The sequence below is a fragment of the Gluconobacter vitians genome, from assembly GCF_015244565.1.
Taxonomy (GTDB): domain Bacteria; phylum Pseudomonadota; class Alphaproteobacteria; order Acetobacterales; family Acetobacteraceae; genus Gluconobacter; species Gluconobacter vitians.
Map to the genome: position 1 here is coordinate 74609 of NZ_JABCQG010000004.1, position 23622 is coordinate 98230.

The 23622-nt window shown below is 63.6% G+C and carries 27 protein-coding genes; 13 read left to right on the forward strand and 14 right to left on the reverse strand.

The window, feature by feature from the left end:
* Positions 1 to 30 precede the first annotated feature (30 nt).
* Positions 31 to 465, forward strand: coding sequence for a lysozyme inhibitor LprI family protein (locus HKD24_RS04420; protein WP_194259184.1), 435 nt, complete (start codon positions 31 to 33; stop codon positions 463 to 465).
* An 80-nt stretch (positions 466 to 545) separates the two neighbouring features.
* Here the strand turns inward: HKD24_RS04420 and HKD24_RS15445 are convergent, their stop codons facing one another.
* From HKD24_RS15445 to aat, 11 genes are all read right to left on the reverse strand, one after another.
* Positions 546 to 677, reverse strand: a complete 132-nt coding sequence (locus HKD24_RS15445) for a hypothetical protein (RefSeq protein ID WP_265589045.1) — start codon at positions 675 to 677, stop codon at positions 546 to 548.
* A gap of 154 nt (positions 678 to 831) precedes the next feature.
* A complete protein-coding gene (locus tag HKD24_RS04425) occupies positions 832 to 1527 on the reverse strand; it encodes an ATP12 family protein (protein WP_194259185.1) in 696 nt (231 codons plus the stop codon).
* Positions 1524 to 4064 carry an AsmA family protein gene (locus HKD24_RS04430; RefSeq protein WP_194259186.1) on the reverse strand — a complete coding sequence of 847 codons (2541 nt, stop codon included), beginning with the start codon at positions 4062 to 4064 and terminating at the stop codon, positions 1524 to 1526. Before HKD24_RS04430 ends, HKD24_RS04425 begins: the two co-directional genes overlap by 4 nt.
* Positions 4061 to 5068, reverse strand: coding sequence for an RluA family pseudouridine synthase (locus tag HKD24_RS04435; RefSeq protein ID WP_194259187.1), 1008 nt, complete (start codon positions 5066 to 5068; stop codon positions 4061 to 4063). Before HKD24_RS04435 ends, HKD24_RS04430 begins: the two co-directional genes overlap by 4 nt.
* Complete coding sequence (locus HKD24_RS04440; protein WP_194259297.1) at positions 5065 to 6474, reverse strand: replication-associated recombination protein A; 1410 nt, start codon at positions 6472 to 6474, stop codon at positions 5065 to 5067. Before HKD24_RS04440 ends, HKD24_RS04435 begins: the two co-directional genes overlap by 4 nt.
* A 126-nt stretch (positions 6475 to 6600) precedes the next feature.
* The gene (locus HKD24_RS04445; RefSeq protein WP_228124162.1) at positions 6601 to 9801 is read right to left on the reverse strand and encodes a DUF3971 domain-containing protein; all 3201 of its coding nucleotides are present in this window, start codon (positions 9799 to 9801) and stop codon (positions 6601 to 6603) included.
* A 126-nt stretch (positions 9802 to 9927) separates the two neighbouring features.
* Positions 9928 to 10434, reverse strand: a complete 507-nt coding sequence (gene bcp, locus HKD24_RS04450; RefSeq protein WP_194259189.1) for a thioredoxin-dependent thiol peroxidase — start codon at positions 10432 to 10434, stop codon at positions 9928 to 9930.
* A gap of 63 nt (positions 10435 to 10497) precedes the next feature.
* Positions 10498 to 10884: a hypothetical protein gene (locus HKD24_RS04455; protein WP_194259190.1), complete on the reverse strand. Its 387-nt coding sequence runs from the start codon at positions 10882 to 10884 to the stop codon at positions 10498 to 10500.
* Positions 10885 to 11049: 165 nt separating this feature from the next.
* Positions 11050 to 11652, reverse strand: coding sequence for a hypothetical protein (locus HKD24_RS04460; protein ID WP_194259298.1), 603 nt, complete (start codon positions 11650 to 11652; stop codon positions 11050 to 11052).
* A 2-nt stretch (positions 11653 to 11654) separates the two neighbouring features.
* A complete protein-coding gene (locus HKD24_RS04465; RefSeq protein ID WP_194259191.1) occupies positions 11655 to 12581 on the reverse strand; it encodes a DUF4412 domain-containing protein in 927 nt (308 codons plus the stop codon).
* Entirely contained in the window at positions 12578 to 13240 is a 663-nt protein-coding gene (aat, locus tag HKD24_RS04470; protein ID WP_228124163.1) for a leucyl/phenylalanyl-tRNA--protein transferase, read from the reverse strand. Before aat ends, HKD24_RS04465 begins: the two co-directional genes overlap by 4 nt.
* A gap of 105 nt (positions 13241 to 13345) precedes the next feature.
* Between aat and HKD24_RS04475 the strand changes: the two genes are divergently transcribed.
* Positions 13346 to 13549, forward strand: coding sequence for a hypothetical protein (locus HKD24_RS04475; RefSeq protein WP_194259193.1), 204 nt, complete (start codon positions 13346 to 13348; stop codon positions 13547 to 13549).
* On the opposite strand, the gene HKD24_RS04480 is transcribed toward HKD24_RS04475, so the two are convergent.
* Complete coding sequence (locus HKD24_RS04480) at positions 13536 to 13925, reverse strand: MAPEG family protein (RefSeq protein WP_194259194.1); 390 nt, start codon at positions 13923 to 13925, stop codon at positions 13536 to 13538. The genes HKD24_RS04475 and HKD24_RS04480 overlap by 14 nt on opposite strands.
* Before the next feature lie 27 nt (positions 13926 to 13952).
* Positions 13953 to 14792: an EcsC family protein gene (locus HKD24_RS04485; RefSeq protein WP_062507404.1), complete on the reverse strand. Its 840-nt coding sequence runs from the start codon at positions 14790 to 14792 to the stop codon at positions 13953 to 13955.
* A gap of 129 nt (positions 14793 to 14921) precedes the next feature.
* On the opposite strand from HKD24_RS04485, the gene HKD24_RS04490 reads away from it, so the two are divergent.
* Positions 14922 to 15440, forward strand: a complete 519-nt coding sequence (locus tag HKD24_RS04490) for a hypothetical protein (RefSeq protein WP_062507402.1) — start codon at positions 14922 to 14924, stop codon at positions 15438 to 15440.
* Between the two features lie 12 nt (positions 15441 to 15452).
* Here the strand turns inward: HKD24_RS04490 and HKD24_RS04495 are convergent, their stop codons facing one another.
* The gene (locus HKD24_RS04495; protein WP_194259299.1) at positions 15453 to 15869 is read right to left on the reverse strand and encodes an EVE domain-containing protein; all 417 of its coding nucleotides are present in this window, start codon (positions 15867 to 15869) and stop codon (positions 15453 to 15455) included.
* A gap of 162 nt (positions 15870 to 16031) precedes the next feature.
* Between HKD24_RS04495 and HKD24_RS04500 the strand changes: the two genes are divergently transcribed.
* The 10 genes from HKD24_RS04500 (at position 16032) to HKD24_RS04545 (ending at position 23583) form a co-directional block, all read left to right on the forward strand.
* Positions 16032 to 16793: a heme ABC transporter permease gene (locus tag HKD24_RS04500; RefSeq protein WP_194259195.1), complete on the forward strand. Its 762-nt coding sequence runs from the start codon at positions 16032 to 16034 to the stop codon at positions 16791 to 16793.
* A complete protein-coding gene (locus HKD24_RS04505) occupies positions 16790 to 16957 on the forward strand; it encodes a hypothetical protein (protein WP_194259196.1) in 168 nt (55 codons plus the stop codon). The genes HKD24_RS04500 and HKD24_RS04505 overlap by 4 nt, the downstream gene beginning before the upstream one ends.
* Complete coding sequence (gene ccmE / locus HKD24_RS04510; protein WP_194259197.1) at positions 16954 to 17457, forward strand: cytochrome c maturation protein CcmE; 504 nt, start codon at positions 16954 to 16956, stop codon at positions 17455 to 17457. The genes HKD24_RS04505 and ccmE overlap by 4 nt, the downstream gene beginning before the upstream one ends.
* Before the next feature lie 7 nt (positions 17458 to 17464).
* A complete protein-coding gene (locus HKD24_RS04515) occupies positions 17465 to 19444 on the forward strand; it encodes a heme lyase CcmF/NrfE family subunit (RefSeq protein ID WP_194259198.1) in 1980 nt (659 codons plus the stop codon).
* A 12-nt stretch (positions 19445 to 19456) separates the two neighbouring features.
* A complete protein-coding gene (locus HKD24_RS04520; RefSeq protein WP_194259199.1) occupies positions 19457 to 20011 on the forward strand; it encodes a DsbE family thiol:disulfide interchange protein in 555 nt (184 codons plus the stop codon).
* On the forward strand, positions 20008 to 20478 hold the full coding sequence (locus HKD24_RS04525) for a cytochrome c-type biogenesis protein (RefSeq protein ID WP_194259200.1): 471 nt from the start codon (positions 20008 to 20010) through the stop codon (positions 20476 to 20478). Before HKD24_RS04520 ends, HKD24_RS04525 begins: the two co-directional genes overlap by 4 nt.
* A gap of 14 nt (positions 20479 to 20492) precedes the next feature.
* On the forward strand, positions 20493 to 21224 hold the full coding sequence (ccmI, locus tag HKD24_RS04530; RefSeq protein WP_228124165.1) for a c-type cytochrome biogenesis protein CcmI: 732 nt from the start codon (positions 20493 to 20495) through the stop codon (positions 21222 to 21224).
* A complete protein-coding gene (locus tag HKD24_RS04535) occupies positions 21221 to 21502 on the forward strand; it encodes a hypothetical protein (protein WP_194259202.1) in 282 nt (93 codons plus the stop codon). Before ccmI ends, HKD24_RS04535 begins: the two co-directional genes overlap by 4 nt.
* Before the next feature lie 130 nt (positions 21503 to 21632).
* Positions 21633 to 22631, forward strand: coding sequence for a hypothetical protein (locus HKD24_RS04540; protein WP_194259203.1), 999 nt, complete (start codon positions 21633 to 21635; stop codon positions 22629 to 22631).
* A gap of 55 nt (positions 22632 to 22686) precedes the next feature.
* On the forward strand, positions 22687 to 23583 hold the full coding sequence (locus HKD24_RS04545; RefSeq protein WP_194259204.1) for a DMT family transporter: 897 nt from the start codon (positions 22687 to 22689) through the stop codon (positions 23581 to 23583).
* The last annotated feature ends 39 nt before the right edge of the window (positions 23584 to 23622 follow it).

Genomic DNA, 23622 nt, shown 5'->3' on the forward strand with positions numbered 1-23622 from the left:
CATTTCAATGCCCATATGCGGAGCACCGCCATGAGGATCCGCCACCTGCCCGTCTGTTGCGTCACGGCCCTGCTGCTGGCCCAGCCGGCATTGGCGGCCCCGGTCTGCTCCGGCAAAACAACGCCAGAAATCCAGTCCTGCTTCAGCTCCCGTCTGGCCCAGGCCGAGGCGCAACTGAAGCGCTATACGGAAGCGGCGCTGCGGCGGATGCAGGGTCCGGGCATCGCGGCCCGGACACAGACGGACTTCCACAAAGCCGAATCAGCCTGGTGGGCTTTCCGTGAGGCAGAGTGCAAGGCGGTTGCAGACCGCTGGTCAGACGGGACGATCAGGACGTCCATGGAACTGTCCTGCCGCCTGAAACTTACGGAAGAGCGAACCTACGAACTCTGGCAGAACTGGCTGACCTCTCCGGACCGGGCCACCCCGATCCTTCCCGAACCCGCACTCAGCCCCCGGAACTGAACATTCCAGCTCTGAAGACACAAAAAAGCCCGGCACTCCCAAAGGAGGCCGGGCTTTTTCATGTCTGATGATGCCGAGGCTCAGCCGTGAATGGCGCAGACCACTACGATCAGTGGCGTTGCAGCCAGAAAGAGCCATGCCCCGATGGAGCAGGTCTTCACAACACGGGTACCCATGTGACGCAGCAGGGGCTTACGAACGGATACGGACATATCTTCCTCGAATCTGACAGTGTTCGACAGATCCGGAGATAGCGCCCGATCCCCGGCCGGGGCGAGTCACCAATCATCTCGTTCTGTCACATGGCAGGAGCTTCAATGATCCCCGAATATGGCAAGATCATGCCCCATTCAGGGCATTTTCCTCTCAGATCGAAACCTGCCGCCCCAGTGTCAGAAACATGCCTGCATCGAGAATATCCTTCTCGCGATTTTCCATGGTGCGGACGAGTTCATCGTCCTGCCCCCAGGTTGCAAGCTGGGATTTTTCATCATTATTGGCCCAGAGCACCGCATCCACGAGGCTGACAGCCCCGCCCACGACCGCAAGCGACAGAAGCAGACTGCCCGTCGCCTGCGCCAGAACGCCCAGAACCGCGAGGTCCAGATCGCCCTGCGTCGCCAGAAGCTGCCCTACAGCCTCCAGATAGCCCTCAGGCTGCACAACCGGCATGAGACCATCCGTTACACTCGGGTGGATCCCGTAACCCGAAAGCCAGGCAAAAACCTGCTCTGCAACCGGGTTGATGCCGTCAGCGCAGTAGCACAGACCGTCATCAACCCCGAATCCGAGAAGCATGTCCCGCGTGGTCTGCGGATCAGGCGCAATCCGCTCGATCATCGTCCCGGCCATCCGGGTCAGAGGCAGCGAGTCCGGCGTGAAGGATGCCCCTTCCGCGATCTGCCCCCACTCCCCCGCAATGGCCTCGGCCAGCGCAGAAGAACGCACGGCAAGGACCTTTCCCTGCGGCAGCCGGATCGGACGGCCATCCAGACGCGGCTCGAACAGCCCGTTCTCCTGCGCGACCGAAACCGCTTTCCAGAAACGCTTGTGCCCGCTCAATGCAGAACTCCCAGAGCCCGAAGGATATCCCCGGCCTTCGAATGATGAACCTTGACCGCCGCAGGAGCCGGACCCGCCTGCCCTTCCCGTGCCGCAGCCAGTGGCGCGGTGCAGGGATCGGCCGCATTGCTGTCCCCGCCGATTGTCACATGAAAGCGCCCGCCCGCATCACGATCCTGTTCGACATGCGGCGCATCCAGCGTCCCCGTGACCACAACCGGCGTGGAGGCCCCGGCGCCTTCAAAATCCACCACCGGCAGAAGGTGCAGGTCCAGAGCCTGCGTCCCAAGCCCCACCGTGCCACTCCCCGATGTGGAGAACCGGCCGGACTGAAGCCCAAGAGTATCGAGATGCGCCACATCGTCGGCAATATTCATATGCAGCCCAAGACAGCGGAGCGACCGCGCGCCTTTCCCCAGCACCACACTCGCCGCAGACCCGGCCAGCTGCCCGAGCAGCTCGCTCTGCACCTGACCATCCACAAGCGACACACCCAGATGCCCGTCCAGTGACCGACGCAGCTCGTCGGAACTGTTTCCCCTGGCTGAAAGCTGCCCCACGATCTGCACAGGCCCCTGAAGCAGCTGCGGCATCCCCAGCTGTTTCTCCAGCAGCCCGGCCGGCAGCATCAGCGGCTGGAACGTTACGCTGCCCGTCACCGGAAGCGCGCTGGCATCCAGTTCCGCCATACCCGAAAGTGGCAGCCCCTGCGCCTGACCTGAAATCGGGTCCAGACGCAGATGCCCGCCCGACAGCGTCAGGCGTGTTGCAAGATCAGTGTATTCACGGCCCGCATAGACCACCCTGTCCGCCGAAAGATTCAGGTTCAGATCCTGCGCCCGAAGCCGCCGGACCCAGGACGGTGTCAGATCAGGATTGGCTGCAGCGCCCGGTGCGACGGACGAATGATCCGGCGTGCTTGGAACCGCGCTATCATCCTGCGGCGACACAGGCTTTGGCACGGCAATGCCCGCTCCCGGAAGTGCCGCTGGCGCTGCAGGAGCCGGCATGGCTGATGGCGCAGGCTGGAGCCACAGCCCCTTGAGCGCATCCAGATCCATCCGCGCAGAATGCAGCTTCCCGCTCACAACCGGTGGCACGTCATGTCCCAGAACCAGCGCCAGAGCGCCGTCCAGCGCCACTTCCTGACTGCTGAACTGCAACCCGTCGAGCGTCATGTTCTCGCGGTCATGTCCGTCCAGCGTGCCATGCAGACTGACGTCATGCAGAACCGCACCCGGCAGATGGAGCGTTTTGCTGCTCCCTTCCGCCACGAGATGCCCGTTCTCCGCACCGATCGTCCCCGAAAGAGCAAAACGCGCGCTGTCCTGCGCATTGAGCGCAGGCGCACCGGACAGAAGCGTCGTCTGACTCCGCAGCTGCACCGTCAGCGGAACAGCGGTCTTCAACCCGTCGCGCCAGGCCACAAGCGCCTGCTGCATCGTCCCCGCTCCGCCTTCAACATGCCAGGCCGTGTCCCGCCACTGCGTGTCCGCCGTGACGGTCAGTGCCGCATCCGGCCCCGTCGCATCGACATGCAGGTTCTGCAACGCGCCCTGCCGCAGCCCGACATAGCCGGCATGCAGATGTACCCGCGTCGGCGTCATGCTGCCCAGAACCTGATGCAGCAGCGCATCTCCGGTCAGCCCTGTCAGCGGCCCGGGACTGCCCTGAACTGCAACATCCCCGCCAAGTGCCGGGACATTCGGAAGATTGGCATGCGGGAACAGGCGATGCGCGTCCTGAAGGTTGGGCCACTCACCCTGCGCCGTCAGCACCACGTTTTCCATCCGCGACGGATTGCCGATCCGCCCGTCCAGATTCAGCCAGTCGCGCTTTTCGCCATCGCCCAGCGTCGTCCCGATGCTGAACGCCCAGGGTTCTGTCCCACGGATCTGCGACAGATTGCCGACATGCCCCTTGAGCGTGAACGGCGTGCCCGCATGATGGCCCTGAAGGCTGATCCACGGGCTGGAACTGCGCAGCCCTGCCAGATCCAGCGTATCCAGACCGAACGAACCGCTCGTGCGGGTCAGACGATCGTTCCAGATCACCGCAGCCTGCGCGACATGCAGCCCGTCCAGCGACAGATCCCAGTGCGCCTGAATCCGCTGCCCGCTCTGACCATGCACCGGTAGGGACGCATCCTCGTTCTCACGATCCGGCGTCAGGGACCAGTTCGCCTGCCCATCCAGACCGCGCACCAGACTGACTGTCGCCCCTTCGACCACGAAATCCTGAAACCGGACCTCACGATGCAGCAGGGCAAAAACAGCGATCCCGGCATGGATCGTATGAGCCTTGAGAACCGGCGTCTGCCCATCGCGTGTCAGCACGACGTCGGAGGCCTCGAACGCCGGCCAGGGCAGAAGCTGCACCGACGAATGACGGACCTGCATCGTAAGCCCCGTCTGGTGCTTCAGCGCCACAGCCACACGCTCGCGCAGCGCGTCCTGATCGATCAGGACATGCGTGGCCACACTCACACCCACAATGGCAACGATGACGGCAATCAGAACGCCGGTCAGCTTCTTCATTTTGCAGGCCCCCGGCCCTTGCTGCTGCTTCCACCCCGGACACGTTTGGGCGCCGGCGTCTCACCCGGCACGAAACCCAGCGTGCGGAATGTCTCGCGCATATGCGGCGGCAGCGGTGCGGTTACGATCAGGCGTCCGCCTGCAGGATGCGGAATATCAAGCTGGCGCGCATGCAGATGCAGCCGGTCGATGAACCCTTCCGGATGCGCGGCCTTCCCGCCATAGCGCGGATCACCGACGATCGGTGTCCCGATGGATTCGGTATGCACGCGAAGCTGATGCGTCCGCCCGGTCAGCGGAGACAGCTTCAGCCAGCTCAGCTTCTTGCCGGCCGCATCGAGCGTCTCATATTCCGTCTTGGCCGAAGCCGCATCTTCCTCATCACGTGACGCCGCAATCACCAGAGCCGCGCCACCCGCACCGATCTTTGCCAGAGGCTGATCGATAATGCCGGATTCCGGCGAAGGCCGCCCGACGACCACGGCCCAGTACGTCTTCTCCACATCGCGCCCACGGAACGCCGCCGCAAGCTTCGCCGCCACACCCGGCGTCCGCGCAATCAGCAGAATGCCCGACGTATCACGGTCGATCCGATGCACCAGACGCGGCCGGTCCCCGCCCTCGGTCCGCAGACCATCGAGCATCATGTCCACGTGCTTGGTAATGCCCGGACCGCCCTGCGTCGCAAGGCCCGATGGCTTGTCGAGAACCAGCAGATGCTCGTCCTCGTAAATCACCATCTTCTGGATCTCGCGCGCCAGTATCGGATCCGGCGGCGGCAGGGGCGCGGGCTTGTCCACGTCCGGCAGCGGCGGGATGCGAACGCTCTGCCCGGGGATCAGACGCGTATTGGTCTGCACACGCCCTCCCTCCACGCGGATCTGTCCCTTGCGGCACAGTTTCTGGAGCGCGCCCTGCGTCAGATTGGGGTAGTGACGTCTGAACCAGCGGTCGAGGCGAATATCGGCCTCATCCTCGGTCACGATGCGGTTGGTAACTGTCATGGTTCGCGGGATGCCCTCTTGGCGGCCCGCATGTCCAGAAGTTTTCTGATACGCCCCTCATGTCCGCGGTCCGTGGGATGATAAAGGGATGCTCTGGGCATCCCGTCCGGAAAGTAATTCTGACCCGAAAACGCATCCTCGCTGTCGTGGTCGTATTCATAGCCCTTGCCGTACCCAATATCCTTCATCAGAGACGTCGGCGCATTCAGGATATGCGACGGCGGCATCAGGCTTCCGGTATCGCGCGCCAGAGCCCGGGCCGCTTTATAGGCCGTATAGACCGCATTGGATTTCGGCGCAGTCGCCAGATGCACTACAACCTGAGCCAGCGCCAGCTCCCCTTCCGGAGAACCCAGACGTTCATAGGTCTGCCATCCTGCCACGGCCATCGGCAGTGCGGACGGATCGGCCTGCCCCACATCCTCGGCCGCAAACCGCGTCAGACGCCGAGCGATGTAGCGCGGGTCTTCCCCGCCCTCCAGCATCCGCGCGAACCAGTACAGGGCCGCATCCGGATCACTGCCCCGCAGCGATTTGTGCAGAGCGGAAATGAGATTGTAATGCTCTTCCCGATCCCGGTCATACAGGATCGCCCGACGCGACAGGATCGCCGCCAGATCACGCGGTGTCAGAACTTTTGACGGATCAAGCGCCACAAGCTGCTCGACCATATTCAGCAGATACCGCCCGTCCCCATCCGCCATGGCCCGCAGACTGGCCCGTGCTTCCGGGTCGAGCGGGAGAGGACGACCGACTTCCTCTTCCGCATGCACCAGCAGGCTCTCAAGGCTCGCATCATCCAGCCGGTTCAGCACCAGAACCTGACACCGCGACAACAGCGCCGCATTCAGCGCAAAGGACGGGTTCTCCGTGGTCGCGCCCACCAGAACCACCGTCCCGCGCTCCACATAGGGCAGAAACCCGTCCTGCTGCGCCCGGTTGAAACGATGGATCTCGTCCACGAACAGCAGCGTCCCCTTGCCCGTCGCGGCCTGTTTCTTGTCCGCTTCCTCAAACGCCCGCCGCAGATCCGCAACACCGGAAAAAACGGCCGAAATCTGCGAATAGAACAGCCCTGCCTGCCCGGCGAGAAGCCGCGCGATCGTCGTCTTGCCGCATCCCGGACCGCCCCAGAGAATCAGGCTGGACAGCGTGCCCCGCGCCAGCATCCGCGTGAGCGTGCCCTCAGGCCCGAGCAGATGATCCTGCCCCCGCACGTCTTCCAGCCGCTTCGGCCGCAGACGGTCCGCCAGAGGCTGTGTCCGCGACGGCGGCCGACGCTGCACCTGAGGTGCCTCAATCGGGCGTTGCTGCCGCATGTTCTCCGGCGCACGGGACGGCCCACGACCTGAAGCCTGTCCCGGAGCACGGTTCGCTTCCGGAGCGCCGCCGAAAAGATCTGTCATGTCGGTCACTGGCGTCTCCCGCTCCCCGGTCCATCATCAGAAGGTCTGCCCCTCCAAGATAGGGAGCCCGGCCGGTCAGGAAAATCCCCGGCTTCACGTTCCCGGAGCATAACCCCGGCCGCGGCCTTAATGAAGGATACGCCGCAGCACGCCCGGCAGCAGCATCGATAGCGGATTGACCGACAGATCCGGCTTCTCGACCGTCCCGTGCAGTTCAAACGTCGCCGCCAGCAGCCCGCCACCCTTCTCGGGAGACAGCAGATGCCCCAGAACCGGCAGCCGTCCCGGCAGCGCATTGAGCCCGAACAGCGGGACGATCGTCCCGTTCAGGTTCAGTTTAGACGTCGTCAGGTCAATCGGCCCTTCCATCGTGGCCCCGAGCGCCTGATTGCCGATCACCCCGTCATGCAGCACCAGCAGGTTCCCCGCCAGACTGAGCCGGGTGGCCAGATGACCGATCTCGAACCGGTCCAGATGATTGGTCAGCCAGTGCAGCGGCGACAGGTCCGACACCGCCGTCAGGCTCAGCGGCGGCCGCAGGAACTGCGACGGTCCCATTTCCACATGCCCGCGGAATGGTGGCAGCCCGCCCCACAGCCCGGCCGATTTCGTATTCCGTCCTTCCGGAATCTTCCGCACTGTCGTCTCATCCGGCGTGAACACCCCGTCCAGATGCGTCTGTCCGCCCCGGATACGGTCATACAGCCCCAGACCCTCAAGCAGCGTTCCCAGATTATCAATATCCAGCACGAACGGATGCTCACGTCCCGTATCGGCCAGAACGGCCCGGACCCGCGTCGGTGCATCCAGCGCAAAGCGCCCCGATGTCAGATGCCCGTTCCGCAGTTCGATCTGCGAGACGACACCCCCGACCTGCGCTTTGGGCCCATAATAGACATGCGGCGCATTCAGGCTGATGGACCAGTTGTCTCCCATCGACGCGCCCTTTGCCTTCGCACCGCCCGGCGGTACAGGTGTTGCCGCTGTCTGGGGATGCGGTGCGAACATCGGCGCCAGATCCAGCGGATCGGCATCGACCGTCACTCCGATCGGCTGCTCCACACTCTGCGGCAGAGCAATCCGAGCATCGCCCTCCGTCCGGCCGATCCGGAAGCCCTCAAGCACAATCCCCGTCAGCTTGCCCGCGCGTGTGACACCGCGTCCCGCGACCGAAAGCCCGGTCCCATGCGCCTGCAATCCGTCCAGAACCGCCATCCGGCCGTTCTGAAAGCCGATATGCGCCATGGCCGTTGCAGGCTCACCCAGCGGCTTGGCCCAGATCGGCACGGTCAGTGCCGCCTGGGCCATATCCAGCGACAGCTTCAGATCGGACGTCTCATTGGCCTGCTGCACGAAATGCGCATTCAGAACCGCGTGCCCGTCAAACAGGCCGCCCGGCGCAATCCGGGCCTTCGCAGCAGACACCGGGTCCAGAACCGAGCGCGCATCAATCGTCTGCAACACCCGAGACGGCGCCCCGCCCTCGAAGTTTTCATGCAGCACGACATGCGTGGGAATCCCCGCAAGGCGCCCGTCCCCCGTCAGATCCAGCGCATCCTCGGTGGCGGACATCGTCCCCGACGCCCCGTCCACCGGCTGCCCCATCAGCACATTCCCCAGATGCACGCCGGAAAAGGCAGCCTGCGTCCAGACATGCAGCGCCCCGTCCGGAATATTGGCGACCAGCGGCAGCGTCATACGGACATGCGCGTCCACCATGCCCGAAGGCTGCGTGAACGGCAGCGGATGCCGCGCCAGAAGATGCAGCCGCGGATGCGCCAGCGCGGACATGAACCCTTGTAACGGCCCCGTCAGATGCGTGGAAATATCCCCGGTCTGGTCCTTGGCATACAGATCGCCAATCCGGATCTCCCCATCCGGAAGCAGCACGTTTTCCTTCACGCCCGTAGACTGCACGCCCTTGCCCAGATCAATGACCAGCGTATCCGGCCCATCGAAATGCAGCGATGCCTCCAGCCCTGTCGCAGGCGGAACGGGCCGCAGCCAGTGCACCGTCAGGCCATGTCCACTCAGTTGCCCCTGAACCGAGACCGGCATGATTCCATCCGGACCCTTATCGCTATGCAGATGGGCCTTGACCTCAAGATCGCGCCCTGTCCCGTCCGTGATGTTCTTCGAGATCCAGCGCCGGCCACCCTTGATGATGGCAGCCGGCCAGATGGAACCCAGCGTGGCAAAGCGGATGCCATCCAGCCCGGCCTCGGCATCCCCGTCCATGACCTTGGGCTTCTGCAAATCGTCCAGCCTCAGACTGGCCGAGGCATGAACATGCGTCAGAGCCCCCCCGCTATCGGCCACATCAAGCCCGGCGGACGGTACCTCAACCGTGGCGCCCCCCTGCACACCCGGACGGTCCATCCGCAGATGCATTGTCGCCTGCCCCGCATGAAGATGGATCGGATCGGCGGTTTTCTGGAAAACCTGCCCCTCACCCAGTGACAGCTTGAGCACGAGGTCCGAAGGCTGCTCGTCCATACCCTGAGGCACGAATATCGCCCGCGCGTCGAGCGCCACCGGAACATGCCAGTCCGCAGCCAGCGGATTGAAAGCACCAAGCTGTGCGGGCTCGAACGGCGTGCTGTTCAGATGCAGTTCGCCGAGTTTTCTGACCTGCCGTGCCTGCGCCGTTAGCGTGGTCTGGAAACCGTCGAGCATGACACCGGCCTGCCCCGTTCCCGTCCAGACGAAATCCTGTCCATGCGGCGCCATACGCAGGCGGCGCGCATGCATTTCCACGGGCCCGATCACGGCGGTCCGGTCCTGTGGCAGACCGGCAAGCGTGATGGCGACGTTATGAACATCAACAGCGCGGAGACGATCGAGCCGTGTCGGAACACCACGCCCACCGCGCTTCTGCTCCGGCAGGTCCATGTCCACATCGCCATCAGGCAGGCGTCGCAGGGCCAGCGTGGCGTTCTCAAGCCGCAGCGTGTGGGGCGCGATCACCCCTTTGAACAGGGCGCTCAGCGACAGGACGGCATCGGCCTCGTCAGCCCGCTCTGCAATCAGGTTATCGTATCGGGTCACTTTCAGCCCGCGCGCCATCAGCACCAGCCCGGCAGGCACGCCTCCGGCCGAAGGCTGCCACTGGATGCGCAGCGTCTCCCAGCTCAGCCGACCGGCCGGATGCCCCGGACGCTTGCCCGCCGCAATCGCCACAGGCTCCACAAGGCGGGAGACGCGGGTGATATCCACCGGTCCATGCGCCAGCTCCCACAGAAACACGCTGCCCGCAGCAGCCGCGAGTGCAACGGGCGTCATGCAGACCAGCGCAACCCAGCGCGCGATATGGAAATGCCGGGGCATGTGGGGCCCCGGCCGGAACGGACGAAAACGCCTGTGAGGAGGGCGCGGGAAGTCGGGGACGGCCATAGACGGTCATCGGCGCGTTTCCGGCCAGTCTCCCTCGTAAAAAGTTTTCAGATGAAGCCGTCAGGCTTTTGAAGAGAGATCCCGGAAAGCTTCCGCCACCAGTTCGGCATGGGTCGCAGGCTTCACCTTGCGCCACACATGCCGGATGATGCCCTCGCCATCGACCAGGAACGAACTGCGCTCCATCCCCATATAGGTCCGCCCATACATGGATTTCTCAACCCATGTTCCGTAAGCCTCGGCCACGGCATGGTCCTCGTCCGAGGCCAGCGGAAACTCCAGACCGTATTTCGTGGCGAATTTCTCGATCTTCGCCACCGGGTCGGGGCTGACACCGATAATGGACAGGCCATCCGCCTCGAACTTCGGCAGAACCTCCTGCAACCCGCAAGCCTGCGTCGTGCAGCCCGGTGTATCCGCCTTCGGATAGAAATACAGCAGATAAGGCTTCCCACTCAGCTCCGCGCTGCTGACAGTGCGGCCACCCGAAGCTGGAAGCGTAAAATCTGGCGCGCGATCGCCCGGCTGAAGGCCCGATGGCTGGGAAGTGGCTGTCATGAGCGGCATGATTGCCTGACCCGTCCGGCACGATCAAGGCAAACCGGACGGAAACCGTTCAGTATCCCGAGATCAGTACCCCGGATACATGCCCGGATAGGCCGGAACCGGCTGCGGCGGGCCGTAAACCACCCGCGGCTGGGGCGCGTAAACAACAGGCGGCGGAGCATAAACCACCTGCGGAGGCGGCGGCGGCGGCGGAGGGGCATAAGGCTGCGTCAGAAGCGCACCACCCACGGCCCCGAGTGCCAGCCCACCGAGAATCCCGCCGACAATCGCGCCGGAATGATCGCGGTACCCGCCATGCCAGCCTCCGCGCGGACCGCCGTATCCATATCCCGGACCACGCCCGCCCCCATGCCAGTGCGCCTGTGCCTGCGGCACAATGGCATTTGGAACAATGGCGGAGCCGATCAGCAGGGGAGCGGCCATAAGAACTGCACGTGTGATGCGACGCATGGCATCTTTCTCCTCAAAACACATGGACCAGAAGCCCCCGCGAACAGGAACTCCTTTCGTCCATGAGAAAGATCATGCCCGCTGAAAATGGCAGCAAGAGGCGTCAATCATGGCAGGAGGCGGACAAATTGTAACAGCGCCCGGTAACATTCCCGCCCGCTGATTTCAGCGTGGCGGATCGACCCGGTGATAGCCCGGCGGCGGATCGAAAATCTCGATGGGCTGCGGCGCGCGGCTGACGGACACCGCCTCCAGGACCGGTCGGCCACCATGCGTCGCACCCAGCATCAGCCCGTCATCCGTGTAACAGAAAGCAGTCGTCTGGCTGTCGCTGTCCGCACTTTCCCAGATCGTGCAGGCCTCCCCCGCAATCCTGCCCTGCCCCAGATTGCGCCAGAACCCGGCAGCAGGCGTGCCGGGTGTTGCAAAGCTTTCGCTGCCCGGTGCGGCTGTGACGGTCGCCGTATGGTTCGTACTGTCCAGCACCATAAGGGTATGCGTGCGGTAATCCGTCAGCATGATCGTCGCCGAGCCTTCCGGCTCCACCCGCTGACGCCACAACGCGGAGGTCCAGCGCATCCGCTGATGCAGATGCTGCCCGTTAGGTCCCGTCAGAACATAGACGATATCGGCGTCATGCAGCGGTGTTACGAGCGGAGCCTGAACCGGAGGCGGCGTCACTGACGGCACATCCGCTTTCGCCGCAGGTCCGCAGACGGCGCCCAGCAGAACACAGACCGCACCACCAACGACACGCACAAACGGCATCTTCACTTCCGGTTTCCATCCGCAGGGCCACTAGGCGGCTGATCCGGAGCAGACACGGACCCATCTCCCGAAGAATCGTTCGGAACGGAAGGCTGCGTCGTATCCGGCTGCACAGGCTGGCCCGGCAGAGGCGCGGCAGGACCCGGCATTGCCGTTTCGGGTGCTGGCGTGTCGTGGCTGCCGATGACAGAATTATCGGTGTCCGAATTGTCAGGCGATGTCGGCGCAGGCGTCGTGGTCTTCGTATCGCTGCTTGAGGCCTCCGGAACAGGAGACGGCGTTGCACTGCCCGCTTCGCTCTGATGGGCGGGACGGGCTTTCGGTTCCAGTACATGGAACCCCGCTGGCGGCTCGAACGTCGAGGCCGGGATGTCCTGATAGGTCACCGAAACGGCCTTGATGGAGCCTTCGACACCATCGGCATCCACACCATTTTCCGCCAGAATAACGCCGTCATCCGTCACACAGGCAGTCGCCTTGCCGTGACTGCTCTGGATGTTCCAGCGTTCGCAGGCCACGCCCGCCACGGTTTCATGACCTGCCGCCGTGTACTGCATGTCCAGATCAAGCATGAACGGATTATGCAGCCCATGGTTGGGGTGCAGGCGCGTATAAACCTGCTGCTTCATCATCACGAGCGTCACCTGCTGCGCCGGACGATCGAGAATGGTCACGCCATTGCCATCCTGCGAGTCGATCCGCAGCAGATCACCCGCGCCCGAGAACGCGACCTTTACCGTATCGGGACCACCCCTGGTCGTGTTCGACGGCGTGGAAAGCTGATAGACGACCGTGACATCCCGCGTCGGCGTCAGACGAGGATGATCGTCCGCATGGGCCTGTTCCGGCAAAGCCCCCGCCCACAGCCCCGCGGCCAGTGGCACGGCAAGCGCGGCGTGTAGGAAAGCGGGGCGCGAGAAAACAGTCATGGCGGATCTCCGGCAGGCGCGCGCATTGACGCAATGGACTCACGCAGGGCCTGAAGGCTGAAATTCTCAGGCCAGACCGCGCGCACGGTCAGCGCCTGATGAAGCAGGGACTGATAGTTCGCCGCCGGAATCCCGATACCGCCCAGCCCCGTCAGATGGGGCGTCGTGTATTGTGTATCCAGCAGCGTGTACCGCCCCTTGCGCAACCCCGCGATAAGATGGACCAGCGCCACCTTAGAAGCATCACGTTCGCGCGAAAACATGCTCTCGCCGAAAAAAGCCCCCCGCAGGGACACACCATACAACCCGCCAACCAGCCTTCCGCCATCCCGGACCTCGATGGAATGAGCGTTTCCCTGCCGGTGAAGCGCACCGTAAAGCCTGCGGATCCGCTCGCTGATCCAGGTCGTCTCCCGCCCCGGCGCAGGCTCGGCGCAGGCCAGCATGACCTCATCAAAAGCCTGGTCCGCCGTCACAATCATCCGCCCCGACATGACCAGTCGCATCAGTTTCTTTGGAACATGCATCCCGTCGAGCGGCATGATCCCGCGCTCTTCCGGCAGATACCAGGCCAGTTCCGTGCTTTTGGCATCGGGCGCCATGGGAAAGATCCCCGCGGCATAGGCCTGAAGCAGAAGATCCGGAGTTATCTCGTCCATGATGGTACAGTCTTTACGTGGAGCCTGATGCGAAACCGCAGGGGAAAACATGGCCGCACTGGTAGCGGACATGATAGACGTGGACCATCGACAGGGAGACCGCCAGTGCCGCTAGCCTTCATTTACGTCATTATTCTTGCCATCCTTGGCGTCCTGCGCCTTGCGATGCCGGAAGCACATGGCCTTCTGATGATCCTGGCCAAGATCAGCGCCACCTGTCTCGTGATCTCGGCACTCGTGGATCTGTGGATGATGCGCGAAGGAAGCGAGCCTCCGTCCATGACAGAGGCCTCGTTTACAGCAGACTGATCAGCACCAGCAGAAGCCCAGCCATAGAAATGCCCCAGATCAGGCTGCGGATTGGGCCCCAGCCGAACGCATAGGCCGGGATATAAATGGCGCGGGCCAGGAAATAGATCCCCGCCCCCCAGCCCGTCAGCGGACTGTAATGGCCCGATACCCAGGCCAGAAGCACGGCGCCTATGAAGATCGGCAGCGTCTCCGCCAGATTGGCCTGCGCACGCTTCAGACGCGCCGCCATCCCCGTATAGCGTGGGGGATCACCGTCGCGGTTGCTGCTCGCCCATTGCAGACCGTCCTGCTGGCGGCAGGCCGCGGCGGTCAGGAAAAGCTGGACAACTGCCAGCACCAGTGTCCATCCAAGCCAGACAAGACCAATCGGCATGGGCTTTTCCCCGGAAGTTCCTGAAAATCAGGAAAATGTTTCAGATGTGCCTGTTCCCCCTGCACGCAGGTCGGCGGCCGCTTCCTTAACGGCCAGTCCATGCGTGCGTTCCAGACGGCGGATCGTGAAATGTGCCCGCGCCAGCGCACGATAATGTGCAAGGAACGCGGCGTTGAGCGACGCCCCACACAGCGCACCCGCCACCGGCACCATCTGCAGCGCGAACTTGCGCGACAGTCCGATCCCGTAATGCGAAGCCACCTCGGCCATCAGCATCACGATCGGCCGTCCCCGCAGCAGCGCCCGCGCCGAGAAGAACCCAAGTTCGCCTTCATCATCATTCTGACGCGCCGGGAAGCTGCGCAGCGCAAAGACTTCCAGACAGGCGCGACGCGTATCTTCGTTTCGAAGGTCCTCGCCTTCCTCACGGGCAATGCGCGCGATTTCGCGCATGATCGTCAGCGTGGTGAAGCCGACATCCGGCGCCAGACCGAAGATCCCTCCGAACCCGCCCAGCGCACCGGAGACGGCCACGGCAGCCTGCCCCATATTCTCACGTAACGGATCGCGGACGGCGGGCGCATCATTGTCGATCCCCAGGATGGCGACCTTGAAAGCGCGTTCGATCGCGACTTCCGCCGTCTTGTGGAACTTCTCCTGAACCGAAGGCGCAAGTCCCAGCCCCTGCATACCGAGTCGCGTGGCCTGTCCGACGGCGCCGCCCATCAGGTCTGCAAGACGCACGAGCACGCCGCGGCCCTGTTCCACCTTTTCGAGAACCGACTGAAGCTGGGCAAGGGAATCCCCGTCCAGCGCCATCGAAGCGAATTCGCTGGTCGGAAGCTGCGTGTCATTCACTGCGGTCATGACGATCAAAACTCCTGTTCGTAAGACCCGAAACCGTTTACCGGATAGCAGGTTTCATATCCTAACATGGCGCCATCATGGGGATATCGGCTCCATGAGGCCACTGGTAGGGTGAGGAGAATTACAACAATGACCGTATTATCGCGCTGGATCCTGTCTGCTCCGCTGGCAGCCAGCCTCCTCATCCCGGCCGGTTTTTCGGCCCATGCCGCCACGACCCATACCCGCCATCACGCATCGCACGGCACGGCCAATCTTCCGCAGATGGGCCCGAGCGCAGGCCAGATCGTCGGCGCACCTGCCAAACCCTTGACCCCGGCTCAGCAGGCCGCCCTGCCAGACGAAGGCGCACCACCGCCGCCACATGGCTATACGGAAGTGGAAGACTCGGAAGCCGCCCTCGCCAGCTACAGCGACCGCGTCCGTACCCATCTTCCGGTCGGCATGCCCGGCACCAACGCCCAGCAGAAGACCAACGGCCCCAACAACCTGCCGTCCCATTTCTCGATCTTCGGCATGCCGGTGAAGTTCAACGCACCGGTCCAGTCACCCTATGAAGACGAAGATTCCCCGACGAGCTATGCCGGCCATCCGGTCAACGGCCAGACCAACATGCTCGTGAACGGCGACTCCTCCGCCATCCACTGACGACACGCGTTCTCATGGGCGCGTCCACCCTCCGATCCCTGTCAGGTGGCGGAACTCCGCATCCGTCACCGGCGCCACGGACAGTCGGGAATGTTTCAGCAGCGCCATCTCCGCCAGAGCCGGATCAGCCTTGATGTCCGCCAGGCTTACGGGATGGGCAAACGCCCCCCTCGCCTTCACATCCACACAGACCCAGCGCGGATCATCCGCCGTTGGGTCCGGATAGGCTTCCCGCACAATCTCCACCACGCCCACGATGCGTTTTTCGCTCACCGAATGGTAGAAAAGCGCCAGATCGCCGGTCTTCATGGCCGAGAGATTGTTGCGCGCCTGATAGTTACGCACCCCGGTCCAGGGCTCGACGCCGTTCCGGACCTGCTCCGCCCACGAAAACGCTTCGGGCTCCGATTTCACCAGCCAGTACGCCACGGTCCACTCCTGCCGCATGGGCATTTAACGCTCAATTCCGTGAAACGTGATAACAGTGATCGGAACAATGGGACAACGCGCCTCTTCCGAATATGATTGCTTCGGACTATTTCAATAGGGAACTAATCGCCGCGTTACCAATCTGCCGAGGTCCGTGTCCCTGTGCGCCCTACCCCCAACCTGCTCCATCGCTATGCCAATCCGGGGCAGTTCCTGCGTCTGGCGCATGCGCTCCTGCCCTGGCTGAGCAGCGGCGCCATCCTGTTTCTGACTGTCGGCGTCATCTGGGGCCTGTTCATCGCTCCGGCCGACTGGCAGCAGGGTGACACCGTCCGCATCATGTATGTGCATGTCCCGATGGCCTGGCTGGCCTCGTCCTGCTACCTGGGCCTTGCAGTCTGCGGCGTGCTCTCACTGGTCTGGCGCCATCCGCTGGCGGATCTCGCCGCCATCGAGATCGGCCCCGTCGGCGCCTGCGCCGCAGCCCTCTGCCTGATTACCGGTTCGCTCTGGGGTGAGCCCATGTGGGGCACGTGGTGGGTGTGGGACGCGCGCCTGACCTCGATGCTGGTCCTGTTCTTCCTGTATCTGGGCCATATCGCCCTGATCCGTGCCTTCGATGAACCGGCCCGGGGCCAGCGCGCCGCCGCGATCCTCGCCCTGGCCGGCGTGATCGACCTGCCGATCATCAAGTTCAGCGTCCAGTGGTGGAATACCCTGCACCAGCCCGACAGCATCACCCTGACCGGCGCCCCCACCATGTCCATGATGATGCTCTGGCCGCTGCTGATCTGCACGATCGGCTTCACGCTCGGTGTCGCGGCCGTCATCTTCACCCGGCTCAGCGCCGCCATCCATGAAAGCCGCGCGCGCCAGCTTCTGGCCCGTTCGCGCCTCGACCGCAGGGACAGCCAAGTCGCATGATGCATCTTCCGAACCACTGGCCCTACATCGCGGCCTCATACGGCCTGACGCTGGGCTGCTCGCTCATCCTTGGTATCGGTGCCGCCCTGCGCCTGCGGAAATCCAAGGCCCGTCTGGCCGCCGTTGAAGGCCATGCCCGCCGTCGTGAAAGGTCAGCATTATGACCCGCAAGACCCGTCGCCTCTGGATCGTCATCGCCTGTCTGGCCTGTGTCGGCTCCGCCGCCGCCCTGACCCTGCGGGCGTTCTCGTCCAACATCGTGTTCTTCATGGCGCCGTCGCAGGTGAAGGCCAATCCGCCCTCATCCGATCGCACCATCCGCCTCGGTGGCATGGTCATGGCCGGCAGCCTGCACCGCATCAACGAGAACGGCACCCCCGTGAACGCCTTCGAAGTCACGGACGGACAGGCCGCCGTCGAGGTCCATTACACCGGCATCCTCCCCGACCTGTTCCGCGAAGGGCAGAGCGTCGTGGCCCTCGGCACCGTTCAGAAGAACGGTGGCTTCACAGCCAGCGAAGTCCTCGCCAAGCATGACGAGACCTACATGCCCAAGGAAGTCGCGGACGAGCTCAAGCGCACCGGCAAATGGGACCCGCGCTTCGGCAAGGCTCCGGACGCATCGAGCTGGGACACCATGACCGCAAAGAAAGCAGGGGGCTGACCGCCTGATGTTCGGACCTGAACAGGGCCATTTCGCCCTGGCTCTCGCCTGCGTGCTTGCCCTCGTGCAGTTCGCTGTCCCGCTCTGGGGTGCAAACCGCCGCGATGCCCGTCTCGTGGGGCTCGCCCCCTATCTCGCGGTCTCGCAACTCATTGCACTGGGCTATTCGTTCCTGTGCCTCGTCATGTGCGCCGTCAGCGACGATTTCTCGGTCCAGAACGTCGCAGCCAACTCCGCAGTCTCCAAGCCGCTCCTGTATAAAATCACAGGCGTCTGGGGAAACCATGAAGGCTCCGTCCTGCTCTGGACGCTGATCCTCGCCGTCTGCGGCGGCGCGGTCTCGCTGTTCGGCCGCAACCTGCCGGACATCCTGCGCGGACGGGTTCTGGCCATTCTCGGCGGCGTCTCCGCCGGGTTCCAGATGTTCTGCCTTCTGACATCCGATCCGTTCGACCGCGTCTTCCCCGCGCCGATGGACGGTCAGGGCATGAACCCGCTCCTTCAGGACCCGGGCCTCGCCTTCCATCCGCCCATTCTCTACACCGGCTATGTCGGTTTCGCCGTCCCCTTCGCCTTCGCCGTCGCCGCCCTGATCGAAGGCCGCGTCGATGCTGCATGGGGCCGCTGGGTCCGTCCCTGGGCCGTGGCGGCCTGGTGCTTCCTGACCTGCGGCATCGCGCTCGGCTCGTGGTGGTCCTATTATGTGCTGGGCTGGGGCGGTTACTGGTTCTGGGACCCGGTGGAAAACGCGTCCCTCATCCCCTGGCTGACGGGCACGGCGCTCGTGCATTCCGCCATCGTCGTGGAAAAGCGCGAAGGCCTGAAAATCTGGACGGTCCTGCTGGCCATCGCGACGTTTTCGTTCTCGCTGTCCGGCACCTTCCTCGTGCGCTCGGGCATCCTGAACTCGGTCCACGCCTTCGCCAACGATCCCGCACGCGGCGTGTTCATTCTGGCCCTGCTTGCCATCGTCATCGGCGGCTCGCTCGCCCTGTTCGCATGGCGTGCCCCGTCCCTCACCTCGACCGGCCTGTTCTCGCCGATTTCGCGTGAAGGCTCACTGGTCCTGAACAATATCCTGCTCTGTTCGATCTGCGCCGTGGTCGTGACGGGCACGATGTACCCGCCCTTCATGCAGCTTCTGGCCGGACGCACCATTTCCGTCGGCAAGCCGTTCTTCGACGCCGCCACGATCCCGCTGACCCTGCCGCTCCTGCTGGCCATGGGTGTCGGCACCGCCCTGCCGTGGAAACGTGCGCAGCTCGCCCGGACCTTCTCGCATCTCTATGCCGCCGCCGGCATCGCCGCGATCGGACTGGTTCTGTGCTTCTGGAAGCTCTCCGGCGTCCTGCCCATCGCCTGCGGTGCGCTCGCCATCTGGGTCATCGCAGCATCCGCTTCCGACGTTCTGCGCCGGATCGGCATTGGCCATACCTCCGCACAGGGCGTATGGGAGCGCATGAAGCACCTGCCGCGCTCAAGCTGGGGCGCCGCCCTCGCCCATATCGGCGCAGGCATCACCGTGCTTGGCCTGTGCGGCATGTCTCAGGCACAGCACGCCATCGTCGAAGTCCATATCGGCGAGACGCGCTCGCTGGCCGGCGACGACTGGACCCTGCTGGATGTGCACGACTATATCGGCCCGAACTACAAGGCCATGCAGGCTGACATCGCCATCCGTCACAACGGCAAGCTCGTGACGATCCTGCACCCCGAAAAGCGCGACTTCACAACGCAGAGCCAGACCACGACCGAAGTCGCCATCCACACCAATTTCATCACCGATCTGTACGGCGTGATCGGTGACCGGCACGGCACGGGCAAGGACACGACCTATGTCCTGCGCCTGCACCGCAACCCGCTCGCACCCTGGATGTGGCTGGGCGGACTGGTCATGGCGATTGGCGGCGCGTTCTCGCTGTCTGACCGCCGGATGCGGATTGGGGCCCCCAAGCGCGCCGCTGCCCGCAACATGGCCCGTGCCTGAGGAGAGAGGGACATGAACGTAACACGACGCGGCATCCTCACGGCCGTTCCCATCATCGGCGCAGGTGTTCTCGGCGTCGGCTTCTGGCGGATGCTGAGCGACATGCGCAGCGGCGCCTTCGACCCACGCGCCATCAAGAACCCCAATGTCGGCAAGCCCATCCCGGGCTTCGCGATGCCCGGCCTTCCCGGCCTCGGCGACGGCTTCACCGATGCGGAACTCAAGGCCCAGCACCGACCGGTTCTGGTCAATTTCTTTGCCTCATGGTGCATCCCCTGCGTGGCGGAAATGCCCGGCCTGCGCGCCATCTCGCGCAACATGCCGATCTGGGGCATCGCCTATGAGGACAAGCCCGAGAACGCCAGCGCCTTCATCCAGCGCGACGGGTCCCCCTATGCCCGCGTCGCCTCCGACCGTCATGGCCGTGTTGCGATCGACTGGGGCGTGACCGGCGTACCCGAGAGCTTTCTGGTCGCTCCCGGCGGACGCATCATCTGGCATGGAAGTGCTGCCCTCGATCCCCAGATCTACGAGGCGGAAATCCGCCCGAGGCTGGCCGGACTATGAAGGTGTCCAGACGCTTTCCAGCGCTGCTGCTCGCCGCTGGTCTGATCGGCGGCGGCGTAGCCCTCGCCGTGGACGATCCAGCCGAGATGCTGCCAAACCCGGCACAGGAAAAGCGCGCCGAAGCCATCGGTGCCCATCTGCGCTGCCTCGTCTGTCAGAACGAGAGCATCGAGGACAGCAGCGCGCCCCTCGCCCGCGATCTGCGCAAGGTCGTGCGCGAGCAGGTCTCGGCCGGAAAATCCGATCAGCAGATCATGGACTGGATGACCGAACGCTACGGCGAATTCATCCGTCTGGCCCCACAGTTTTCATGGTCCACCGCCCTGCTCTGGCTGATGCCGGCGTTCGCTCTGGTGGCCGGACTTGTCATTGCATGGCGTGCGACCAGACGCCGCACCGTCGTCACGCCTGCGCCGCTCACGGATGACGAGCGCGCGCGTCTGGATGCCCTTTCGGGCCGGGAGTAGACTTTTTGTTCTGGTTGGGAATCCTGATAATCGCGGCGGTGGCCCTGTGTCCCGCATTTCTGGGGCTGCGTACCCTGCGCCGGCGTGTGAACGCCCGTGACTCCGCCCTCACCCTCTATCGCGGACAGCTTGGCGATCTGGAGCGCGACCACGCTCTCGCCCTCATCAATGACGAGGAATATCAGGCCGCCCGTCTGGAAGTTCAGCGCCGCCTGCTGGCCACGGATGGTGAAGCCGCCGTCGAGGATCTGAACGCAGAGCCCCCAAAGCGCAACCGCGTTCTGCCGGTCGCAGCCGTTGGGCTTGGTATCCCGGTGCTCGCCTTTGCGCTCTATATCGTCAACGGTCATCCGTCTCTGCCGCCCCAGCCCCTGAGCCAGCGTCAGGCCGGGCCGGACGCAAAGGGTCTGCAGATGATCCACAAACTCCAGACCGAAGTGGCCACCATTCCTCCCGGATCGCAGACCTATGCGACCGGACATTTCCTGCTGGGACAGGTCGAAGCAAAATCCGGCATGACGGATGCTGCGATCCGGGACTGGAAGGCCGCCCTGAGCACCCATTTCGAGCCCGAGCTTGCCATCCGCCTCGCCGAGCTTGAAAGTCGCAACGGCAGCCATATCTCTGGTGAAAGCCTTGACCTCTATCGCCGTGCCCTGGCTGCGGCACCGGCTGACGCGCCCTGGCGCATGGCTGTAGAAGCGCGTATCGCCGTTGGCGAACATCAGGAGAATAACGGCCAGTGAGAAAACCCGAAGCCAACGCCATTGCGCTGTGCCCCGTCTGCCGCCAGCCCATGCGTCCGACATCGGAGAAATGCCCGAACTGCGGTGCCGAGCGTCATTACGGCCCAAGGATCATCGAATCCGCCGTCTGCGCCTTTGCCGGCATGGTCCTGCTTGCAGCAATCTCGACCCTGCTGCTGCCGATTTCGCTGTGGACCATCCTGTTCGCCGCCATCGGGCTCGTGGCCGGTTTCCTGTTCTCCCACAACCGTTTCAGCGGCGATCGCTGGCTGAAATAGCCTCCCGTCAGCCCCGGATCAGGGGTTACACCAGACATCCAGACAGAAACAGACGACCAGATTCGGTGAACCCGAAAGGGAAAACGATCGTTTCCCTTTCATCCGTCACTGTCTGGAAGTCTGTGAAGCCGTGCGCTTTCCGCTGGATCTTGTCCTGTGCCTGCCCATAACCGCGGCCGTACTGCTACCCATTTCCCGTGCCCATGCCGTTCCGGGAGATGAACAGGCCTATTCAGGCTCCCTGTTCTCACCGCCCACGCCACTGCCAAAAGCCGGCGCATTCTATGTCGAACCCTATCTCTATGTCGGCTCGCCCATCGGACAGTTCGGCTCACAGGGTGACTATCACCCCCTACCCGGCGTCCAGCGCTCCGTCAGCTCACTCGTCATCCTGAAATACGGCATCACCAACCGCATCTCGGTCTACATCACGCCACAGGTCCAGTATTCCTGGCAGCGCTCCGCAACACCGTCCGGTCTAAAATTCACGGATCTGCCATTCGTGCTGCAAGGCGTGGCACTGGATCGACAAAGCAGGCTCTGGCCCGGAAGCTGGCAGCACACGACCCTGACCGTCGATCTCGGCATGAACTTTCCAACGGGAAGCCATGACCGGCTGTCGCGGCCGCAGGATAGTAGCGGATCGGGCGTCTATTCCTTCCGCTATGGCCTGATCGACCAGACAGGATTCAAATTCGGCCATATGCGCCCCTTTCGCGTCCGCCTCTGGGCCACCGGAATCCAGCCCGTCGCATCGACATCCCTGAACGGACAGAGCGTCTATGGGACCGGCACGAGATTTTCCGGTCGCGCCCATGCCGAAGCCTTCGGCAATTTCGGCGGTTCGGTCGAATTTTCCCTGACCCGTCACCTCGTTTTCGCCTTGGACATGATCCGGGACTGGTCCAGCGGCTCCCATGTGCAGGGACGCCAGATCCTCCAGACTGCACCAGCCGCCCAGAACCTGTCATTCAACACACCCGCGGAAGACGACTGGTTCGCCGCACCGGCCATCGAATATAACTGGAACGCCAGCACCTCCATTCTCGGCGGCGTCGGACTGACCCTTTCAGGCCGCGACACAACCCGTCAGGTCATCGGGACGCTGGCCTTCGAACATACATTCTGAAGCCCCGCATAAACTCCGTCTCCCGTTCGGGAAATATTCCTGATAATGGGCAGTCATGACACATTCTTCCGGGCGTTTCCTGCCGTTCTTCGTCGCCGTGGCCATCCTGTCATGGGCGAGCGCCTACCCTGTCGTCCGGATTGCGCTGCATGATCTGGCACCCATCCCACTGGCGGCGCTGCGCTATGCGGTGGCAGCGGTCATGGCCGCCCTGTGGCTGTGCTGGAAACGCCCGCCACTCCCGCAGACCCGGGATATTCCGCAAATCCTCGTCTGTGGAATCTTGGGGATCACGCTCTACAATATCCTTTTCAACTGCGGCGAAATGACCGTCTCCTCCGCCGCTGCCAGCTTCGTCATCAGTGCCGCGCCATTGATGGCCGGGCTTCTGGCGATGGTGTTTCTCGGAGAGCGCATGTCGCCATGGGGCTGGGTCGGATCACTCCTGAGTTTCAGCGGAGTTGCCCTGATCGCCATGGGACAGAGCGGCGGCCTGGCCTTTGGTTCAGGCGCAACACTGGTCTTCGGCGCCGCCGTCTGCGCAGCGTTCTACACGATCCTGCAAAAACGCCTGATTCACCGTTACGGCGCACTCCCCACAATTGCCTATGTGCTGATTTCCGGCGCAGTTTTTCTTGCGCCCTGGCTTCCACAGGGTCTGGAAAGCTTCGCGCACGCCTCATGGCAGGGACAGGTTTCCGTGCTCGAACTCGGCATCTTCCCGGCCGCTTTCGGCTACGCCGCCTGGGGCTTCGTAATCGGCCATCTCGGCGCATCCCGGGGAGCCGCCCTGCTCTATCTTCTGCCGCCCGTCACAATGGTTCTGGCTTATATCCTCACCAGCGAAGTCCCATCCCTGCGCACATTGCTCGGCGGGGCAATCGTGATGGCGGGCGTGATCCTGACCAACACTTACGGACGCCATCCTGTCGCCCAAACTGTTGAATCCTGAACGGCATTCTCCCTGTGACGGCATCCGGATTTTCTATGG